18 protein-coding genes are annotated in these 18,917 nt (G+C 67.7%); 2 read left to right on the top strand and 16 right to left on the bottom strand.

Annotated elements, in window-relative coordinates:
• Position 1 precedes the first annotated feature (1 nt).
• The 7 genes from P1Y20_RS06400 to P1Y20_RS06370 form a co-directional block, all read right to left on the bottom strand.
• Positions 2-571, bottom strand: coding sequence for an acyltransferase (locus tag P1Y20_RS06400; RefSeq protein WP_304447831.1), 570 nt, complete (start codon positions 569-571; stop codon positions 2-4).
• The gene (locus P1Y20_RS06395; protein ID WP_304447830.1) at positions 568-1,986 is read right to left on the bottom strand and encodes a nucleotide sugar dehydrogenase; all 1,419 of its coding nucleotides are present in this window, start codon (positions 1,984-1,986) and stop codon (positions 568-570) included. The genes P1Y20_RS06400 and P1Y20_RS06395 overlap by 4 nt, the downstream gene beginning before the upstream one ends.
• Positions 1,983-2,969: a Gfo/Idh/MocA family protein gene (locus P1Y20_RS06390; protein WP_304447829.1), complete on the bottom strand. Its 987-nt coding sequence runs from the start codon at positions 2,967-2,969 to the stop codon at positions 1,983-1,985. Before P1Y20_RS06390 ends, P1Y20_RS06395 begins: the two co-directional genes overlap by 4 nt.
• Before the next feature lie 412 nt (positions 2,970-3,381).
• Entirely contained in the window at positions 3,382-5,220 is a 1,839-nt protein-coding gene (gene asnB, locus P1Y20_RS06385) for an asparagine synthase (glutamine-hydrolyzing) (protein ID WP_304447828.1), read from the bottom strand.
• A gap of 108 nt (positions 5,221-5,328) precedes the next feature.
• On the bottom strand, positions 5,329-6,321 hold the full coding sequence (locus P1Y20_RS06380) for a GNAT family N-acetyltransferase (RefSeq protein WP_304447827.1): 993 nt from the start codon (positions 6,319-6,321) through the stop codon (positions 5,329-5,331).
• Positions 6,318-7,247 (bottom strand): polysaccharide deacetylase family protein, encoded by a 930-nt coding sequence (locus tag P1Y20_RS06375; protein ID WP_304447826.1) that lies wholly within the window; start codon positions 7,245-7,247, stop codon positions 6,318-6,320. Before P1Y20_RS06375 ends, P1Y20_RS06380 begins: the two co-directional genes overlap by 4 nt.
• Positions 7,240-8,346 carry a DUF354 domain-containing protein gene (locus P1Y20_RS06370; RefSeq protein ID WP_304447825.1) on the bottom strand — a complete coding sequence of 369 codons (1,107 nt, stop codon included), beginning with the start codon at positions 8,344-8,346 and terminating at the stop codon, positions 7,240-7,242. The genes P1Y20_RS06375 and P1Y20_RS06370 overlap by 8 nt, the downstream gene beginning before the upstream one ends.
• Positions 8,347-8,795: 449 nt before the next feature.
• Between P1Y20_RS06370 and P1Y20_RS06365 the strand changes: the two genes are divergently transcribed.
• A complete protein-coding gene (locus P1Y20_RS06365; protein ID WP_304447824.1) occupies positions 8,796-9,218 on the top strand; it encodes a DUF7344 domain-containing protein in 423 nt (140 codons plus the stop codon).
• 7 nt (positions 9,219-9,225) lie between these two features.
• Here the strand turns inward: P1Y20_RS06365 and P1Y20_RS06360 are convergent, their stop codons facing one another.
• Both P1Y20_RS06360 and P1Y20_RS18885 read right to left on the bottom strand, forming a co-directional pair.
• Positions 9,226-9,375, bottom strand: a complete 150-nt coding sequence (locus tag P1Y20_RS06360; RefSeq protein WP_304447823.1) for a DUF7557 family protein — start codon at positions 9,373-9,375, stop codon at positions 9,226-9,228.
• Between the two features lie 55 nt (positions 9,376-9,430).
• Complete coding sequence (locus tag P1Y20_RS18885) at positions 9,431-9,535, bottom strand: DUF7989 family protein (RefSeq protein ID WP_465261615.1); 105 nt, start codon at positions 9,533-9,535, stop codon at positions 9,431-9,433.
• Between the two features lie 172 nt (positions 9,536-9,707).
• Between P1Y20_RS18885 and P1Y20_RS06355 the strand changes: the two genes are divergently transcribed.
• Complete coding sequence (locus tag P1Y20_RS06355; protein WP_304447822.1) at positions 9,708-11,216, top strand: DUF7289 family protein; 1,509 nt, start codon at positions 9,708-9,710, stop codon at positions 11,214-11,216.
• Here P1Y20_RS06355 and P1Y20_RS06350 read toward each other — a convergent pair.
• The 7 genes from P1Y20_RS06350 to P1Y20_RS06320 are packed head-to-tail and all read right to left on the bottom strand — an operon-like array spanning position 11,209 to position 18,881.
• The gene (locus tag P1Y20_RS06350; RefSeq protein ID WP_304447821.1) at positions 11,209-11,988 is read right to left on the bottom strand and encodes a DUF7289 family protein; all 780 of its coding nucleotides are present in this window, start codon (positions 11,986-11,988) and stop codon (positions 11,209-11,211) included. The two genes, P1Y20_RS06355 and P1Y20_RS06350, sit on opposite strands and share 8 nt — an antisense overlap.
• Positions 11,981-12,439 (bottom strand): DUF7266 family protein, encoded by a 459-nt coding sequence (locus tag P1Y20_RS06345; RefSeq protein ID WP_304447820.1) that lies wholly within the window; start codon positions 12,437-12,439, stop codon positions 11,981-11,983. Before P1Y20_RS06345 ends, P1Y20_RS06350 begins: the two co-directional genes overlap by 8 nt.
• Positions 12,436-13,311 carry a DUF7261 family protein gene (locus tag P1Y20_RS06340; RefSeq protein ID WP_304447819.1) on the bottom strand — a complete coding sequence of 292 codons (876 nt, stop codon included), beginning with the start codon at positions 13,309-13,311 and terminating at the stop codon, positions 12,436-12,438. Before P1Y20_RS06340 ends, P1Y20_RS06345 begins: the two co-directional genes overlap by 4 nt.
• Positions 13,299-13,895 carry a DUF7288 family protein gene (locus P1Y20_RS06335; protein WP_304447818.1) on the bottom strand — a complete coding sequence of 199 codons (597 nt, stop codon included), beginning with the start codon at positions 13,893-13,895 and terminating at the stop codon, positions 13,299-13,301. Before P1Y20_RS06335 ends, P1Y20_RS06340 begins: the two co-directional genes overlap by 13 nt.
• On the bottom strand, positions 13,889-14,440 hold the full coding sequence (locus tag P1Y20_RS06330) for a DUF7287 family protein (protein ID WP_304447817.1): 552 nt from the start codon (positions 14,438-14,440) through the stop codon (positions 13,889-13,891). Before P1Y20_RS06330 ends, P1Y20_RS06335 begins: the two co-directional genes overlap by 7 nt.
• Positions 14,437-16,482: a type II secretion system F family protein gene (locus P1Y20_RS06325; RefSeq protein ID WP_304447816.1), complete on the bottom strand. Its 2,046-nt coding sequence runs from the start codon at positions 16,480-16,482 to the stop codon at positions 14,437-14,439. Before P1Y20_RS06325 ends, P1Y20_RS06330 begins: the two co-directional genes overlap by 4 nt.
• Positions 16,479-18,881 (bottom strand): type II/IV secretion system ATPase subunit, encoded by a 2,403-nt coding sequence (locus tag P1Y20_RS06320; protein WP_304447815.1) that lies wholly within the window; start codon positions 18,879-18,881, stop codon positions 16,479-16,481. The genes P1Y20_RS06325 and P1Y20_RS06320 overlap by 4 nt, the downstream gene beginning before the upstream one ends.
• Between the last annotated feature and the right edge of the window lie 36 nt (positions 18,882-18,917).

The raw sequence follows: 18,917 nt of genomic DNA, 5'->3' as shown, positions 1-18,917 counted from the left end.
GTCAGAGCCGGTTTCGTCCCCGCAGTCGCTCGGGGAGCGCGGAACACTCGGCGGGCGCCCCGACCGCGAGCGACTCGGGCGGGACGTCCCCGGTGACCACGGCACCGGCGGCGACGAACGACCCCGTCCCGAGCGTTACGCCGGGGAGGACGGTGGCGTTCGCGCCGACTGAGACGTCGTCCTCGAGTCGCGGGCCGCGCAACTCGACGTCCCGCCTGAGTAGGTAGGGGTCGTTCGTGAGGACGGCCCCCGGACCGACGAACACGCCGTCGCCGATGACGGTCTCCGAGGGGACGTACACCCTCGTCTGGAGGCTCACCCGCGACCCGACCTCGCTCCGGCCGTCGACGACCGTGTTCGTCCCGAAGAGGACGTCGTCGCCGACCGTCGTCCCTTCGCGTACGAGGACGTTGTGGCCGGTCGCGAAGTCGTCGCCGACCCGGACGTCGTCGTAGACGACCGTCCCGCTCCGGAGGCGGGCGCGGTCGCCGATGCGCGGCGGCTCGCCGTCCCCGGTCCCGAGGCGGACCCCCTCGTCGACGTGCGCGTCCGCGCCGAGCGTCGCCCTCATGGCTCGCCTCCCGTGTGCCGGCTGTCGGGAGTCGCTTTCCCGTCTCGCCGCACCCCTCGACCGAGCGTGTAGACGTGGGCGCCGCCCGTCTCTCCCCGGATGGCGTCGCGACCGTCGACGACGACGCACTCGCCGAACGCGCCCCAGTCGAGGTCGTCGAACTCCTCGTGGGCCGTCAGCAGTATGGCGGCGTCGACGTCGGCGTCCGCGACCGCATCGAGCGCCACCGGGCGGGCGTCGAACGCCTCGAAGTCGTCGACCAGCGGGTCGACGACGAGCACCGACGCGCCGCCCTCGCGAAGCAGCGAGACGACCGGGAGTGCGGGCGTCGCGCGCGTCTCGTGTACCCCTGGCCGATACGTCACGCCGAAGACGGCGACCGTCGCGCCCGCCAGCGTCTCGCCCCGGCGACGCAACTGCTCGGCGAGCGTCTCGACGGTGTAGGCGGGCATGGCGTCGTTGACCGCGCGGGCCGTCCGGAGCAACGGCGTCTCCCGCTCGACGCTGTTCATGACGAAGTACGGATACCAGGGGATACAGTGGCCTCCGACGCCCGGGCCGGGGTCGAGGATGTCACAGAGCGGTTGGGTGTTCGCCGCGTCGACGGCCTCCCGGACGTCGATGGCAAGGTCGTCGGTGAGGCGCGCGAGTTCGTTCGCGAGCGCGATGTTGACGTCGCGGTAGAGTCCCTCGAACAGTTTGACCGACTCCGCCGTCGTCGCGTCGCGGACGCGAAGTACCTCGTTGTCAGTGATTCGTCCGTAGAGGGCGACGGCCGCCCGCGTGCTCGCCGCGTCGACCCCGCCGACGACCTTCGGGTACGCCCCCCGGATGTCCCGGAGCGCGCGGCCGCTGGCCGTCCGCTCGGGACAGGACGCGACGCCGAACGCCCCGGGGTCGACGCTGCCGGCGAACGCGACGGTCGGGACGACCACGTCCCGGCACGTCCCTGGCGGGACGGTACACTCGACGCAGAGCAGGTCGCCCGGGTCGATTCCCGGTGCGATGGTCTCGAGGACGTCGAGGAGTATCGAGAGGTCCGGCGTCCGCTCGGCCGTGAGCAGCGTCGGGACGATGAGGACGTGGACCGACGCGTCGGCGCTCGCGCGCTCGCCGTCCGTCGTCGCCACGAACCGTCCTCGCTCGACCTGTTCAGCGAGCAGCGCAGGCACCCCCGGTTCGCGGTCGAGCGGGCACTCGCCGGCGTTGATGACTCGGACCCGCTCGGCGTCGACGTCCACGCCGACGACGTCGCCGACTCGCTCGGCGAAGACGGTCGCGAGCGGCAGGCCCATCTTGCCGAGGCCGTACACCGCGACCGTCACGTCGCCCGCCTCCAGCGCGCGCGCCAGCGACACGTCGAGTGCCGTCTCCTCGCGCGCGACCGACGACGGACCATCTGGTCGTCCAGTCATGGGACCTGCGACTGGAGCTGTTCGTCGCCGCGAGCGATACGGTCGATCTCCATCGCCAGTTCGAACGCCCGGTAGCCGTCCTCGCCGGTGACGACGGGCGGGTCGCCGGAGCGGACGCTGTCGAGGAACGAGACGAGTTCCCGCTCGAGCGGTTCGCCCGTCTCGATGGTCGGGAGTTCGATGACGCTCTGGCTCCGGTAGCTGATGGAGTCCCAGTTCTCGACGTACTCCGGGACGGACTGGCGGTGTATCATCACGCTCTGGTCGGTGTAATCGGTGTTGACGCGGCAGTCGGCCGCCGTCACCGAGAGCTGTCGGACCTTCTGCTGGGTCACGCGACTCGCGGTGAGCGTCGCGATGACTCCGTTCTCGAAGGACAGCGTGGCCGTGACGTGCTGGTTGTCGAGGACGCCCCGTGCGTCGACCGAGACGACCGGTTCGTCGACCAGGGAGAGCACGACGTCGATGTCGTGTATCATCAGGTCGAGGACCGCGGTGTCGTCCATCTCTCGACTGAGCGGCGGTCCGAGTCGGTGCGCCTCGACGGCGATGAGGTCGAGGTCGGCGACGATGTCCCCGAGCGCCTCGACCGCCGGGTTGAACCGCTCGACGTGCCCGACCTGGAGCGTGACGCCGTTCGCGCGAGCACGGGCGATGAGGTCGAGACACTCCTCTCGGGAACTCGCGAGGGGTTTCTCGACCAGGACGTGTACGCCGCGGTCGATGGCGGTCGAGGCGACCTGATGGTGATGGGTAGTCGGGACCGCCACGGAGACGGCGTCGACCGAGGCGAACAGTTCGTCGAGGGAGCACGCGGTGGTCCCGTACTCCTCTGCGACCCCGGCCGCCCGGTCGACGTCGGTGTCGACGACGCCGACCAGTTCTGCACCCGAGAGGTTCGCGTAGTTACGCGCGTGGTGTTGACCGATACTCCCGACGCCGACGACGCCGGCCCGGACCGGCGTGGGAGGACACCGGGTCACGACACCCACCCGTTTCGCGTTCGGCGCACCGCTCCGTCCCACCACTCGCTGCAACAGTACCACCACGGCTCGTGGAGCTGTGCCACGAGCGCACAATCACGGGCGAGGGTTCCTCCCACACCACCAAATCGTGTCGTATCAATGTCATGCATTGCCAGCGCCGGTTGCGGAGGTCTGGCATTAGTTATATAACGATATATCTAACAGACCGTACCGGCGAATTAATCCTCAATCATTTATACACGATATCCGTTCCTGTACCAGGGATTGTCAGCAGGTCGCGTATCTACCTCGTGGGGAAATCACTCGTTCGGTCGATACTCCGTCGTTCGAGCGTGTGAGGCCGTGAGTCACACCGCGGACGGGACGTGACCGGTGACCTGCGCGATGGCAGTCCCGATGTCGCGTCCGGTCACCGGGTGTCCGCGTCGTCCGACCAGAACGCGCGCATCCACGCCTCGAGGAAGAGGCTCTTCCAGAGGGCCGAACTGTGGTCGCGGTCGCCCGCGTAGTGTTCCGACACGAATCGCCTGGTACGCTCGACGTCGACGTACGGGGCGCAGCGCGGTTCGGCGAAACAGAACCAGTCGTACAGTAGCGTCTCGATGGCGACGTCCCGGAGCCACCGGTGTTCGGGCGTCGCGTACCCGATCTTGTCGCGTCGGGCGAGGACACGCGCCGGGACCACCCCCTCGATGGCGTCTCGGAGGACGGTCTTCGTCGTCCCGTCGGAGATGATGTACCCCTCGGGGAGGCTGGCGACGAACCGCATGAACTCCGGGTCGAGGAACGGGACGCGCGCCTCCCGTGAGACGGCCATCGAGTTGCGGTCCTCGTAGAGCAACAGGTGTTCGAGCCGTCGGCCGAGGTAGAACTCGAGGGCGTCGTGGAGCGTGTGCAGGGAGGTGAACTCGTCCATGTAGCCCGTCCGGGCGTCGGGGGCGTCGTACAGCGCCGGCGCGATGTTCGACCGGGTCCGGAAGTACCGGTCGACGACGGCGTCCGGCGCGAGCAGGAGGCCGAACGACAGGAGACCGAGGCGGCTCTCGCCTCCCCGGACCAGTCCCGCGAGTTCGCTCGTGGCCTCGCGAAACGCGCCTCGCCGCAGGAGACCGTAGAGGTAGTTCCCGTAGAACGTGTGGTAGCCGGCGAACAGTTCGTCCCCGCCCTGGCCGTCGAGCAGCACCGTGACCCCCTCGTCGTTCGCCAGCGAGAACACCCGCGACTGCGCGAACGGACTCGGCGTGGGTATCGGTTCGCCGAGGCTCTCGACGAACCCGACGATGGTCGCGGCGAGGTCCGTCCCGTCCGGTTCGACGGCGTGGTTCGCGAGGCCCGTCTCCTCGCACACCGTCCGGATGTACGACGACTCGTCCTTCTCGAACCCGGAGAACACGGCCGAGAACGTCTCGACGTCCCGCGCGCCGAGGCGGTCGAGCAGGCACGCGATGGCCGACGAGTCGATACCGCCGCTGAGGCAGGTCCCCACGGGGACGTCGCTCATGAGGCGACGCTCGACGCTCCGCTCGAGCAACGACCGGACCCGGTCGGTGGCCGCCTCGTAGCTCCCCGCGAAGTCCCCCGAGAACTCGAGGTCCCACCACTCGGTCAGCGAGAGTTCGTTCGTCCGCAGGTCGTAGGTCCCGTGGTGGCCGCTCGGGAACCGGTAGACGTTCTCGAAGAACGTCTCGCGCGTGTGGTCGGTGACGTTGTAGAGGAGGAAGTCCCGTATCGCCGCCGGGTTGGGGGCCGTCTCGACGTCGTGTTCCAGGATGGCCGGGATGGTCGACGCGAAGACGAAGCGGTCCCCGTCGTGGTAGTAGTACAGGGGCTTGATGCCGACGTGGTCGCGGGCGAAGAACAGCCGTTCGCGACGCGTGTCGTAGACGACGAACGCGAACATCCCGTTGAAGCGTTCGACGCAGTCGGCGCCCCACTCGACGTAGGCCGTGAGCACCGTCTCCGTGTCCGTCCCCGAGTGGAAGCGATAGCCCGCCGCCCCGAGTTCCTCGCGGAGCGCCTCGTGGTTGTAGACCTCGCCATTGTACAACAGGACGTACTCCCCGTCGTCGCTCGCCATCGGCTGGTGGCCCGCCGCCGAGAGGTCGAGGATGGCGAGTCGGGTGTGGCCGAGCGAGACGTCGTCGTCGACGTACGAGCCGTCGCTGTCCGGTCCCCGACACTCGATGACCGCCGTCATCTCCTCCAGGAGGGCTGGCTCCGACCAGGTGAATCCCGCTATCCCGCACATGAGTGGGCGTGTAATCGAGCTGTCATCGTATAGTTCGCCGCGTCCATCCCACGACTGGAACGACGCGTTTCGGCGACCGAACGACGTAACGTCGCGTTTACCGGACGGTCACAGTCGTCGGTAGACCCGTTCGAGGAGGCGCATGGGGAGCGACCCTTTCGAGACGGTGTACGAGTGAACGAGGTCGGGGTTGAACTTCGACTTGAAGAACGCGATGTTCGCCACGTCCGCCCCGTAGAGGTCGTAGGCCGTCACGCCCCGCGACGGTGCGTCGCGGAGTATCTCCCAGGTGGTGACCTCGTTGACGGGGAAGTCGGGGTCGGGGATGCCCGACTCGAGCCAGGAGTAGAGGACCCCCTCGTGTCCGACGCAGACTTTCCCCCCGACGAGTTCGCCGTCCACCTCGCAGCGGTATGGAAGGACGGACCCCTCGGGGAGGCGCTCGTAGAGCGCTTTCACGTAGTCGAGGTCGATGGCGAAGCGCTTGCCCTGTGCCTCGTAGCGGTTTCGCATCTCGCGGTGGACGAACGCGACGGTCGATTCGCCGCCCACCGTGACCTCGTAGGGGCGCTCGAACTCCGTGTTCAGCGTCCGTCGAAGGCTCCGCGAGAAGCCCGCCTGGAGTCGCTCCGGGTCGTCGCCGACGTCGACGACGAACGTGAACTTCGGTTCGACGTCGAAGCCGTTCCACTGGAACGGTCGGACGTCCTCGAACCGGGTGGTCGTCTTCAGGTAGACGAACTGCGGCGCGAGTTCAGACTCGACGTACTCGAGACAGCTCTCGACGAACTCCCGACAGGCCGCGTCGCGGCTGCGGCGCGACCCGTCCTCGGAGACGAGCGCCGGACCGAGGTACTCGACGCCGACGTCCGGCGGCGGCGAGAAGACGACGCTCACCGGCCCCTTCCGGAGGTCGAACAGGGGCAAGAGACCGACCGGGTCGTCCCCCCGGTACCCGACGAGCGGGTGCAGGCGCGCGTCGCTGAACTCCGCTATCGTCCGTATCCACTCGTGGCGGTGACAGACGGCGGTCTGCGGGGACCGGTCGACGAGTCGGTTCCACTCCGTTTCGTCCTCGGTTCGTTCTATCGTTACGGTCATGGCCGGTCCTCTTGGAGTTTCTCGTACAGTTCACCGCACGACCCGACCCAGGCGCCGTCGGCCTGTGCGGTCCTGATTAGCTTGCGGTACAGTTGGCGGTAGCCCGGGAACTCGCGGTCGTCGAAGACCCGCTGGTGCCAGTCGAGCGTCAGCACCGCCCCGTTCGCCCGCGCCTCCTCGACGAGCGCCGCGCACGTCACCCACGCCTCGGCGACGCCGTCGCTCTCGGCCATGAGTGGGGCGTCCATCACCGTGATGGGGAACACGACGAAGTCGTCGTCGAAGGGCCGGATGGGGTGGTAGCCGTGCTGGAAGCCGACCACGTGGTTCGACCCGAGCGTCGAGTCGTAGCGCAGGCCCGCCCGTCGCTGGTACTCCCAGGTCGTCGGCCGGTCGAGGTTCAGGTGGTGCTGTCTCGCCCCCCGCACCCGTTTCGAGAGCACCCGTTCGAGCGTGGCCTTCTCGGTCGCGAGCCGTCGCGGGTCGTCGTACGACTCGAACGACCCGTGGAGGCCGACGTCCCATCCCTCGCAGTCCAGCGACTCGACGACCGTCCGGACCGCCGACGAGGTGACGTCGTAGCGCCCGCAGTAGAGCTTCCAGTTCCGAGGAACGACCCACTCGCGTCTCGGCCTGTCCCGGAGCAGGCGCTGCTCCTGCAGGAAGAAGAACGTCGAGCGGACCCCGAGGTCCGCCTCGAGCGACGTTATCGTCTCGAACTGCCAGTACGGGTTCGACCCGTCGAGCAGGCTCCGGACGTGGTACGGGCGCCGCTCGACCAGCGCGTAGTAGAGCCCCTGGAGGGTCTTTCGCGTCCGGTCGACGTCGTGGCTCAGACAGACGTGGTAGGGGTGGTCGTCGTCCATCGGCGCCGCGACCGCCTCCTCCCCCCCGACGGGAACTCCCCGCCCGGCGTCGCTACTCATGGTCCTCCCGACGTCCTCCGACGGTCGCGGGTTCGGTTCGTTCCCCCCGACGCGGGTCCCCCTCCCCCAGTATCGTCTCGACGACGAACGCCGTCACGTCGATCTTCTCGGCCAGTAGCCGACAGCGACGCTCCCGCCAGGCCCATCCGGTCGCGTCGAGGTCGTCGGTCAGCCGGTGGAGTTCCGAGAACAGGCTCGACTCGTCCGCGACGTTCACGAGGAGGCCGTACTCGGTCTCCAGTTCGACGAAGTTGCTCATGTCGTCGGGGCCGACGAACGAACTGCACCGAAGCGCGGGCGTCCCGAGGACGGCCGCCTCCGTCGCCATCGTCCCCGAGTCACCCACGTAGAGGTCGGCGAACGCGAGCAGGTGGTGGACGTCCGACGGCGGGACGGGTGTCGCCGCGGCACCGTCGACTCCCTCCAGCCCCCGGTTCCCCTCGCTCGAAACGAAGACCGTCCCCTTCGTCGCGAGGTACTCGACGAGTCGTCGCTTCGCGGCCGGCGAGATGCCCTCCTGGCCCACGTCGTGGTGGGCGTCCATCGAGACGAACCGGCAGACGAAGAACCGGCCGTTCGGCGCGACGCCGTGGGCACGCAACAGGTCCGGTCGGGGCGTGAACCGGTCGGGGTGGAGGTACGCCAGTTCGTGGAACCCCCGGTAGCGCCGGTGCTTCGAGCCGAGGTCCTGCGTGAACCGCTCGGGTGTGCAGACGACGGCGACGAACGGGTACGTGCCTCGGGCGACGGGGCCCGCGACCTCCTGGTCGTTGAACACGACACCGCGCGCACCGGTGAGGGCGGCGAGGTGCGCTGCCGCGGGGTTGAGGTGGCTGACCACGACGTCGGGGCCGAAGCGCCACCCCCGGGCGAACAGTCGCGCCTCGCGCGCGAGCCACTCCGCCCCGAGCGAGACGACGCCCTCGCCGCGCGTCGAGAGCGGGACGTGGGCGATGTCGTACGCGTCCAGCAACTCGGTCGTGAGGTCCTTGCGCCGCGAGGTAACGCGGACGTCGTGGTCCCCCGCCCGAAGGATCGCGATAGCGTGCCTGAACAGGTGGACGTGCGCGGGATGCGTTACATCGAAGAGGACCCTCACGTCCGAACCCTCCCCCCTCGGCTCTCCGCCCCGGACCGAGACTGGCTCGCACCTCCGACCACCGCTCCTCCCCACCGCCGTGCGACGGTCCATCGACCCGGGTGGATTCCTTGCACCCCCTGTCCTGTCATTTCAGAACTACCCACAGTACATCCTCGATTAAACGTTGCGTATGTTATCCCTGACTGACACTATTGACGTTAGGAGCGTTCCGCGTCATCGGTCACGGCCGGCTGGAGTTCGACCCGGGCCGTCGGAGGTGCCTCGGCCACGCTCGAACCCTTCGTAAATTCTGATTGTCGTTTCGTATCTGAATAAAATACTAATCCGTGATGGTCGCAGTACGTGTGGTGGTAGTCCGACGGGGTGCTTCGAACACAGGTGGGGATACCGGCACCGTCGCGTCCTCCGGTCGTCCCTCTCGTCGTCGGCTGCCACGATGAGTGACCATGTCATATCGAATCGAGCCGACCGATGCGACCGATCGTCCACAGATCGACGTCCCCGAGAATCGACGCCTCCGGCACGACGACGTCACGGAGACCGTGAGTCAGTACTTCCGGTTGCTCTCGCGCACGCGTCGCCGGTTCGTCCTCTATCTCCTGAACGACGCGGGTGCCCTCCCCGTCGAGGACCTCGCCGTCCGCCTCGCCCGTGCCAGAACCGACGTCTCGACGGACGGCGACCCTGCAGAAGGGGCCGTCCGAGACGAACAGCTCACGCTCCGGCACAACCACCTGCCGGCGCTCGCGGAGGCCGGGGTCGTCGAGTACGACGCGAGCGCGGGGACGGTGGCGCTGTCGCTCTCCTCGCGGGAACTATCGGACCTGCTCTCGGTCGCCGTGGAGTTCGACCTCCAAGAACGGGAGTGAATCGGCGTTACACCCCGTCGCCGGAGTGAAACAGCGTCAGTTCCTCCGCCTCGTAGATGTTGATGAGTTCGGCGACCAGTTCGTCGTAGGACTCGTCTTCCTCGCGCAGTCCGTCCAGTCGTCGGAGGGTCTCCTCTCTGAGTTCGACGGTGGGCATAACAGTCGTTCGTAGGACGACACGTCGTATTAATCTACGGCCGGCGAACCGTGCCCTACTCCGCTCGCTCGGTCCCTCGGTCCCAGACGTTGTCGACGGAGTCGCCGTTGGGTGGTGTGTGGTCGACGTCTTTCAGGGTCTGCTTCGGGGTGTCAGCCATCGTGCCACCCAGTAGCATCGTCGACCTACTTAACCTCTCCCTGAGATTGACACGAATACCTACAGGTGATTCCACACGACTTATGCACCTAATACGCGGCGCCCGATAGATAACATCTAAATAGAAATTATCGAAACCAACTCTTTTTGTATTCTCGATACGTTGTTGCCGTATGATTCTCGGGAGCAGCGGGCGAGGAGGCACCGGGCGGGGACAGTCGTCGGTCATCGGTGTCGTGCTCATCGTCGCCATCACCGCTCTCGGGACGACGGGCGTCGTGGTGCTGGGGACGACCCTGCTCGACGACTCGGGCCGGGAGGCGGACCTGGACCGGGCCGAACAGGCGATGACGCAGTTCGACTCGCGCGCCTCGCAGGTCGCGCTCGGTGACTCCGCGACCCAGCGCCTCGACCTGGGACGGTTCGACGGTGGCGTCGAGGTCCGCGAGGACACCGGCCGGATGACGGTCACGCACGTCGACTACGACGGCGAGGGGACCGACCAGGTGCTCCACGACGAACCGATGGGCGCGCTCGTCTACCGCAACGGCGACGCACGAGTCGCCTACGAGGGCGGCGGCGTCTGGCGCAAGGACGACGCCGGCGCCGCCCGCCTCGTCTCCCCGCCGGAGTTCCACTACCGCGGCGGGACGATGACGCTCCCCGCCGTCCGCGTCACGGCGGCGGACTCCGCGTCAGTCACGGGAGCGCGGTCGGTGCGCGTCACGCGTCCGGACGACGGCTTCGAGCGGGTGTTCCCGGACTCGACGCGGCCCTACGACGGGAGCGAGACGCGCCACTTCGAGAACCCCCTCGAGGAGGGCCACGTCACCGTCACGGTCCAGAGCGAGTACTACGAGGGGTGGGCCGAGTACTTCCGCGACCGGACCGACGGCGAGGTCACCACCGACGACGAGGCACGGACGGCGACCGTCGAACTCGTGACGCTGGGCGAACAGGGCGAGTTCGGCGTCCCCGAGGAGGGTTCCGACTTCGAGATTCGGGGGATGCCCGACGACCACAACCTCACCGACTTCGACTTCACCATCCAGAGCCGGGACGACCAGAACTCCCAGTTCAGCAACCTGAAGTGGTCGACGTACGTCGATTCGGGGGACGAGCACTTCGAAGTCGCCGTCAGGAACAAGGGGAACCTGAAGTGCGACAAGAACGGGGACATCGACGACGACCCGGTGACCGTCTCGGTGTACTACAGTACCTACGAGGACGGCGAGCGCGTCGCACACGGGTGGCGGAACGACGAGGACTTCACCGCGACCTGTGCCGAAACCGACGACGGCGGCTACATCGCCGCGCTCCCGCTCGACTTCACCGGGACCGACACCGAGATGACGTACGCGGACGTCTCGGGCGACCTCAACGCGTTCGAGCACGAGGACGCGACGTTCGCCGACTCCCTCACCATCGACGAACACGACGCCGACGTCGACGCCGACGCGGAGTACACGCTCGGGGACACCGAGTCGCTCGAGTTCCTCACCAAACACTACTTCGCCGAACTCGGACCGGACTTCGAACTCCGCGTCACGGACCAGCAGAGCGGGAAGGCGGCCGGCGTCTCGGAGCGCGACTCCGACGGTTTCATCGAGTACGAGGCCGACGACAGCGTCATCACGTACCTCCACGTCACCGACAACGAGGTCCGCGTCGACCTCAACTGAGTTCGAGGTCGATACTCGTCACGCTCACCGTGAGGTCACTCGCCTCCGTCTCGCAGGTGAACCGCGTCCGACCGTCGTCCAGCGGCTCGACGTTCTCCGGCGAACAGCCCAGTTCCCCTTCGAGGTACGACTCCCAGGCCCCGACGCGCTCGGAGGCCGTCGTCACGTTCATCGTGACGGTCAGGTCGCCGCTCTCCGTCGAGTCCTCGTCGGTCACCAGTATCTCGGACCGGGTGCGCTCCCCCCGGACGAGGACCGTCCGCGACCCGCTCACGCCCCGCTCGCGCGCGTTGGTCTGGACGTACTGGACGACGAGCGTCCCGTCGTCGGTGGTGCGTATCGGCGGCGCCCGGGTAACCCGCGCGTAGTCGCCGTCGCGGCGGACGACCGCCCCGCCGTCGTAGACGACGTCGGTGTCGCTTCCGGCGCTATATACGATGGGCGTGGTCTCGGCCCGGAAGTGACGCAACGCGCCCTCGTCGTCCGTCACACCCCCCACCGTGACGTCGAACTCCGTCGTCGTCCCCGAGTACTGCAACTGCGCGTCGGCGAGCTTCACCTCGGTCTTGCGACTCGGCGCGCGGTGGTGGTGGATGTCGGCCATGTTGTCGGCGAGGACGTCGAACGCGCGCTCCGCGTTGTCGACCTGTTCGGCCGACCGGGCCGTCTCCAGCCCCGCGAAGCCGCTCACGTAGACGAGGCCCACCACGCTGACGACGACGGAGAACACCAGCACGAAGCTCAGCACCTCGCTGACGGCGCGGTCAGTCACTGCGGACCTCCAGTTCCCCGGCGGCCGAGTCGTAGTCGATGCGGACGTCGCCGCCGCTCGCCCCCCCCGCCACCGGCGTCTCGGTGACGAGGTCGAACCGGACGGTCACCGCGGGGTCCCGCGTCGAGAGGACCAGTTCCTGACCACCCCCCGACTCCTCCACGCGCACGGTGTAGGAGACGCCCGCGGCCGACTCCGGCACCTGCTGACTGACCGACACCTCGCTCGCGCCGCTCGCGACGAGGCGGTCGGCGCTCCCGAGGTCCGCGACGAGGTGTTCACCCACGACGACGAGTTCAGCGCGGATGGCACCCTCGCGCTGGTCCTCGACGTAGGTCCCCGCGGTGAACACCAGCCCGACGACGAGCACCGTCATGACGCCGAGGTTGAGGACGTAGCCGAGCGCCGTCGACACCCCCCGTCGGTCCCCGCGGAGCGCGGTGGGTCTCACGCGCCCACCTCCCGCGGGGCGACACGGATGTCCCTCGACGCCGAGACGTGCCCGTCGTCGTACGTCGCCTCCACGGTGGCGCTGTAGACTGACTCCTCGACCTGGACGGTGTCCTCACCGTCCTCGTCGGGTTCGTACCCGACCTCGCTGTCGGTCACGAACTCGAACGTTCCGGGGACGCCGGTGTTCTCGAATTCGAGGTCGTAGGTGCCGCCGAAGTCCGTCGTGTAGTCGAGCGCCGAGCAGCCACGCGGGTCGCCGTCGCCGGTGACCGTCCGCGCCGAGAAGTCGACGGTCACCGTTCCGGTCTCCGAGACGGCCACCTCACAGCTCTCCTCGTCCGTCGACACTCGCACCGTCGAGGCGTCGACCCCCTCGACGGTCGTCCCTGCGCCGTCCCCGTCGAACCGGACGGTGAACGACTCGCCCGCGTCGAGGTTCGCGGTCACGCGGAACCCGCGTATCCGCGACCCCTCGAGGAATTCCTCGTCTGCGTCGTCACCCGGGAGCGTCGTCGTCTCGTCCGTGTCGTAGACGCGCGTCCCCGTCACGACGCTCCCCTCGTCGAGCGTCACCGATGTCCTGACGCCGTCGCGAGCGCCTTCGCGTCCCGTCGACCGGTCCCACTCTGTGACGAACGTCTCGAGTTCGTCCTGACTACTCGTCCGGTCGAGGCCCTCCCCGACGTCGTGGTCCGCGCTCTCGAAGTACCGGAGCGCCTCGCTCGCACCGGGGTCGTCCGAGCGCGTCGCGAGGTTCTCCGTGTAGATGGCGGTGTTGAGGACGAGCGCGAGCGCCACCAGTATCACCGCGAGTGTCAGCCCCGTCACGAGAATCATCTGGCCGCGCCCCCTCTCGTTCACATCCGCCACGTCGTCACCTCCACGGTCACGACGGCGTACGCCATCGAGTCGCTCGTGTCGTCGGGGACGTAGAACGTGTCTGTCTCGTCCAACCGCGTCTCGGTGGGTTCGCCGTCGGCACCGTACAGGTGGTCGCCGTCGAACAGCGTCAGCGTCTGTGTGGTGGTGACGGCGTTGTCGCTCGGGTTGCCGCGGTAGACGACGTTCTGCGTCTCCGTCCCGTCGTTCTCTTCGTAGCGAACGACGACGTTCACGGCCGTCCCGCGCTCCTCGAACGTGTCGCCAAGCCGGTCGCCGAACGCGTTGTCCGGTCGGTCGTTGACGAAGAACTCCCGTCCGTCGGCGCCGTGGAACCGTTCTTCGTCCTCGTCCCACGAGCGGAGCGTCTCCTCCAGCGACCCGTCGTCCATGCTCGCGGCGAGGACGCCCTCCGAGACGGCGGCCTGCTGGTTCTCGATGTGCTGGCTCGACGTGCTCGCCGAGAGCGGCGTCACCGCGGTCACTTGCAGCGCGTACACCAGGCCCGTGACGAGGATGACGCCCGCCACGATGGCCTCGAGCGTGTGGACCTGCCCCCGGTCGTCGCTCACCATACGCTCACCCTGAGGTGGGCGTCGCGCCCGTCGACGGTCACGGAGCGCCGCGAGACGACGACGCTCGAGGAACCGCTCGGCGTCCGCCCGTCGGTCGACCGGACGAGTCGCTCGTCGTCGGAGGCCGGGGACCCGTCCTCGGGCCAGGCGACCCGCTCACCGTCCCAGTACAGTGCCTCGGCATCGCTCGAGGCGCCCTCGTACAGGCCGACCTGAACGTTCGGCGGCGTCGCGCGGTCGGGGTAGGGGAGGCCGAGACGTTCGTCGAACCCCTCGCCCTCGAACCGACAGCCGTCGCCGTCCGGGCCCGCGTCGAAGAACGCCGCCGTACAGGTCGCGTCCAGTCGATACGGCTCGCCCGGCGTCGCGAGCGTGTCGCCCGCGAGCTGGTCCGTCACCCGGTCGGCCGTCGCGGGGTTCACGCGGACCGTCTCGGAGAACGGCTGGGTCATCCCGGGGATGAACGCGAAGGTGAACGCCACCGCGAGCAGGAAGACGCTGACGCCGACGGCGAAGTCGAGCGTGGATTGGGCTCTGTCGGTCATATGAAGAGGAACACCAGGAGGGCGACCGTCGGCAGGACGACGACGAACTTCGCGCCGGCGAGGAGGCTCACGTCGCGGATGTAGCCCGCGATGAGCCCGGAGATGACCGCCTGGAACGTCACCGCGTGGAAGAACAGCAACGCGAGGAGGTCGGTGTCGACGCCGCCGGCGAAGCCGCCGCCCGCTGCGCCGCCGCCACCGCCCGCCCCCGCGGCGGCCTCGCCGCCACCGCCGCCCGCCTGTGAGGCGAGTCCGGCCATCACGTCGAGGAACTTCACCTTGAGGATGGCCATCACGCCGAGCAGCGTCAGGAACGTCATGATGATGATGACGACCTGCATCCGGGTGCGTGACTTGCGGTCGCGGTCGATGTCGTCCTGGTTCTCGCTGGCCTGCGCCGCGGTGGTCAGGACGGCGGTGATCTGACTCGACGCCTCCTGGGCCTTCATGATGAGCTTCATCGTCCGGGCCAGCCGCGGGATGTGGTACTTGTTGTTGAACTCGCGGAGCGCCTCCTTCAGGCTCGTCCCGTAGTTGACCTTCGCGTGGATGGTCTCCAGTTCCGCCGCGAGTCGCCCGCGCGACGTCTCGGCGACCACCTCGATGGACTCGAGCAGCGTCATCCCGGTGTCGTTCGCCGAGGAGAGCTTCCGGAGGTCCTCCGAGAGCTTGTCGACGACGCTCCGGCGGGTCTTGACGTTCCACTCGTAGAACACCGTCAGCGGGAGCACGTTCGCGTACAGCGGCACGTAGAACAGGAAGAACGTCCCGCGGACCGGGGCGTCCTTGAGGCCGTCGACCGAGAGCGGGACGAACCCGGCGACGACGAAGAACGCCAGCAGCACGAGCGTCGCGGGGACGGTGACGAACAGCACCGTCAGCGGGTGGTCGCGGAAGAAGTGGTGGGGCTTCGAGAGCATCTCGACGGTCTCGTAGGTCCCCTCGCGGGCCTCGATGCGGTCGAAGAGCGCGGCGCGCCCCGTGTAGCGCTCGACGAGGCCGAGGCTGAACAGCCCCGACCCGGTGTCGTCGAAGCGGTCGTCCTCCGGGCGGAGGTAGCCGTCGCCCACCTCGTCCTGGACGACGGTCGAGACGAGCACGAGGAAGCCGGCGCCCACCAGCGGGATGAGCCCGTAGACCGTCCCGTAGAGCAGCATCGTCTGGGCCTCGCCCATCATGCTCATGATGACGAGGATGATGATGAGCAGGAGGGGGAACAGCGAGAGCGTCATGTACATCTCGCCGAACAGTTCGAGCGTCTCGAGGACCGTCTCCTGTTCCTGCTTCGAGGTCCGCATCTGCTTCTCCTTCTGGTCCTCTAGGAACTGCGTCATGTTCCCGCCGGAGTCGATGATGGAGAGCATGTCCGTGAGGAACTGACCCAGTTCGTCGCTCGGCGTCTGGTGGGCCTGGTTGCGGATGGCCGTCCGGTAGTCGGTGTCGAAGTAGCGCGTCTCGAGGACGATGCTCTGGAACTCCTTGGACACCTCGCCGTAGGTGTCGTCGGCGGTGGCGATGGCCTCCAGTATCTCGAGCTGGTTCAGCCCCCCGACCGAGAGGGCGTACATGAACGACACCGAGTCCGACAGCAGGACGTTTATCTCGCGTTTCCGCTCGCCGGCGACGAGGTACGGGATGGCGACCAGCGTGCCGAACCCCGCCGCGAACCCGACGGCCCCGAAGACGATGCCGCCGAGGGCGATGAGCGCGGGCACCTTCACCGCCTGGACGAGCGCGAGCAGTTCCGGACTGAGCGGCAGGCCGAGGATGCTCGGCGTCCCCTGGACGAACAGCTCGAACACGAGGAAGACGAGGACGGTACCGACCAGCCACAGCACGAGCCCGACGAGCGACCCCACCGCGAGGGCGCGCGAGAGGTACAGTTCGACGGTCTGGGGCATCCGCGACGCCGCGAGCTTCCGCTCGACCGAGTGGACGAAATCGCTGTCGTCTCCGAACGTCCACCGATAGAGCGGGTAGAAGGCGTCGCCGAGCGCGTCCGTACCGCCGAACTGGGAGTCGTTCGCGGTCCCCAGGCTCATTCGGGGGCCTCCTCGAAGCCGTCGCCGTCGCCGTCAGCGTCGACGTCGGCCTCGCCGTCTCCGCGCCCGTCGGCCGGTTCGACGGCCGACTCGGGCACGGAGACGGTCGCCGCGACCGGTTCGATGGCGCTCTGCAACCCCTCGATGGTCCGGCCCCGGTACTCGGCGAGGAGCGAGTCGCCGACCTCGAGCAACGCGCGGGCGGATTCGAGGTCCTCCGGCGTCGGGTCGGGACGGGGCACCATCGCCTCCTTGTCGGGGTCGATGTCGATCTGGACCGACTCCATCTCCCGGAGGTCCTCCAGGCTCCGTTCGAGGTCGTCGTTGGCGATGAGCGTGAGGATGGTCTCGGGGTCGTTGATGAACGCCTGGAGCGTGGCGGCGACCTGCGTGTACGTGTTCAGGTTCCGCTCGACGAGGTACGCGAGGACGAGCTTTCGCTGGAACAGCTCCTCCTCCAACGTCTCCTGGGTCCACCCGCGGTCGAACTTGATGTCCTGGACGGTGTTCGACTGACCCATCTCCAGGAACTCGTCGGTCTCGGCCTGCCACTGGTAGACGTCCTGGACGTTTATCTCGTCGTTCTCCGCGTCGTAGCGGTTTATCTCGGTGAGTGACTTGTTCCGACGGACCTTGTTCCCGCCGACGCGCGTCGACGTCTGGATGGAGACGAGGTCGAGCGCCGTGAACATCGTCTTCGAGACGTTGATGGGTTCGGTCGTGAACCGCTTGATGACCTCCCCCACCGAATCGGCGTGGAAGGTCGTGAGCGTGGTGTGCCCCGTCGACATGACCTGGAAGAGCGTCCGACCCTCCTCGCCGCGAATCTCGCCCATCACGATGTACTCTGGGCGCTGGCGGAGCGCGGCCTCCAGCAGGTCGAAGTGGTCGACGTCGCCGGTCCCGTCGTCGGAGAAGGAGGGGCGGGTCTTCGAGGCGATCCAGTTGCGCTGGGGGAGTTCGACCTCGCGGGTGTCCTCGATGGAGACGATCTTCGCCTGTGAGGGGATGAACAGCGAGACGGCGTTGAGCGACGTCGTCTTGCCGGAGGCGGTGCCGCCCGCGAAGATGAGCGACTTGTGGTTCTCGATGCAGAGCCAGAGGAACGCCATCTCCTCGAGCGAGAACGTGTTCCAGTTGATGAGGTCGATGGGGGTGAACGGGACGTCCTTGAACTGCCGGATGGTGTAGTTCGTCCCGTGGTCGGACACCTCCCGCCCGAGGGTGAGCTGGGCGCGCGAACCGTCGGGGAGCGTACAGTCGACCTGTGGCTGGCGCTTCGAGATGCCCTTGCCCGACCGCTGGGCCAGCTTCACGACGAAGTCGTCCAGTTCGGTCTCCCCGTGGAAGACGTTCGAGATGATCTGTTCGTGGTCGGTGTGGTAGACGAACACCGGCGAGTTGTAGCCGTCGCAGGAGACGTCCTCGACGTTGATGTCGTGTTTGACCGGGTCGATTCGCTCGTAGCCGACGAAGTCCCGCCGGAGGTAGTAGAGCAACTTCTCGACCTGGTACTCGGTGAGGGTGGGCGCGTCCTCCTCGATGAGCGCCGGTTCGGGCCGGGCGGCGATGCCGTCCAGTTGTCCGGAGCCGACGACCGGTTCGTCCTCGGCCCCGAACAGCGCCTTGAGCTGAGCGAGCCAGCCGTCGCCCTCGTCCTCGCCGTCCCCGTCGTTTTCGTCGCTCGCGTCCGCCACGAGCGTGGCGACGTCGCCGTCGAACAGGTCGTAGCGGTCGAGCAGGCGCGTCGTCTCGCGGGTGATGACGTCGGCGCGCGAGTCGTCGCTCCCCTTGACGATGACGTCGTCGTCGGAGTACTTGATGGCGGTGCGGAGCTTTCCGGTCAGGAAGTCCTTCAGGTCGCGCTCGACGGGCGTGAGGTGGGGTTCGACGACGTAGTACTTGCGCTCGTTCTCCTTCTCGGAGTGGAAGATGACGACGAAGGCGTAGGGTTCGTTCACCCAGTACCGGTCGCGCTCCTTGAAGTGGGACTTCTTGACCAGCGGAACGGCCCGCTCGAGGTCGTAGCGGTTGACCACGGTGGTGTGGCCCTCGACGGTCGAGAAGAACGCGTCCTCGTCGAGGTCCGGGTCGACGTCGACGGTGCGGGCGTCGACGATGTCCGCGAGCGTCTCCGCGGCGTCGCCGCCGCGTCCGAGCCGTCCGGGCAGGTCGGCGGGGTCGAACCCCAGCGCTTCGGCGGGGTCGAACTCGACGGCCTCGCCCTCCGCGTCGCGCGGCGGTTCGCCGTCCTCGTCGTAGAAGTACTCGTGTTTGTAGTCCTCCCAGGTGTATTCACCGACGACGACAGGTGTTTCAGATGAGGTGTCGGACGCCTCCTCTTCGTCGCGTTCGTCCGAGCCGACGCCTCGGCCCGAAAGAGCGTCCTCGATAGCCATACTGGTATCAAAACTTACCTGTCAAAAAGCTTTGCG

The organism is Halomarina ordinaria, from assembly GCF_030553305.1.
Classification (GTDB): domain Archaea; phylum Halobacteriota; class Halobacteria; order Halobacteriales; family Haloarculaceae; genus Halomarina; species Halomarina ordinaria.
Note: the sequence above shows the minus strand (reverse complement) of the source record. Positions and strands in the feature narration are given on the sequence as shown.

Excerpts from the sequence above, each read along its gene's own strand:
- P1Y20_RS06400 (WP_304447831.1), bottom strand. The coding sequence starts at position 571 with ATGAGGGCGACGCTCGGCGCGGACGCGCACGTCGACGAGGGGGTCCGC.
- P1Y20_RS06395 (WP_304447830.1), bottom strand. The coding sequence starts at position 1,986 with ATGACTGGACGACCAGATGGTCCGTCGTCGGTCGCGCGCGAGGAGACG.
- asnB (WP_304447828.1), bottom strand. The coding sequence starts at position 5,220 with ATGTGCGGGATAGCGGGATTCACCTGGTCGGAGCCAGCCCTCCTGGAG.
- P1Y20_RS06380 (WP_304447827.1), bottom strand. The coding sequence starts at position 6,321 with ATGACCGTAACGATAGAACGAACCGAGGACGAAACGGAGTGGAACCGA.
- P1Y20_RS06375 (WP_304447826.1), bottom strand. The coding sequence starts at position 7,247 with ATGAGTAGCGACGCCGGGCGGGGAGTTCCCGTCGGGGGGGAGGAGGCG.
- P1Y20_RS06365 (WP_304447824.1), top strand. The coding sequence starts at position 8,796 with ATGTCATATCGAATCGAGCCGACCGATGCGACCGATCGTCCACAGATC.
- P1Y20_RS06360 (WP_304447823.1), bottom strand. The coding sequence starts at position 9,375 with ATGCCCACCGTCGAACTCAGAGAGGAGACCCTCCGACGACTGGACGGA.
- P1Y20_RS18885 (WP_465261615.1), bottom strand. The coding sequence starts at position 9,535 with ATGGCTGACACCCCGAAGCAGACCCTGAAAGACGTCGACCACACACCA.
- P1Y20_RS06355 (WP_304447822.1), top strand. The coding sequence starts at position 9,708 with ATGATTCTCGGGAGCAGCGGGCGAGGAGGCACCGGGCGGGGACAGTCG.
- P1Y20_RS06335 (WP_304447818.1), bottom strand. The coding sequence starts at position 13,895 with ATGGTGAGCGACGACCGGGGGCAGGTCCACACGCTCGAGGCCATCGTG.
- P1Y20_RS06330 (WP_304447817.1), bottom strand. The coding sequence starts at position 14,440 with ATGACCGACAGAGCCCAATCCACGCTCGACTTCGCCGTCGGCGTCAGC.
- P1Y20_RS06325 (WP_304447816.1), bottom strand. The coding sequence starts at position 16,482 with ATGAGCCTGGGGACCGCGAACGACTCCCAGTTCGGCGGTACGGACGCG.
- P1Y20_RS06320 (WP_304447815.1), bottom strand. The coding sequence starts at position 18,881 with ATGGCTATCGAGGACGCTCTTTCGGGCCGAGGCGTCGGCTCGGACGAA.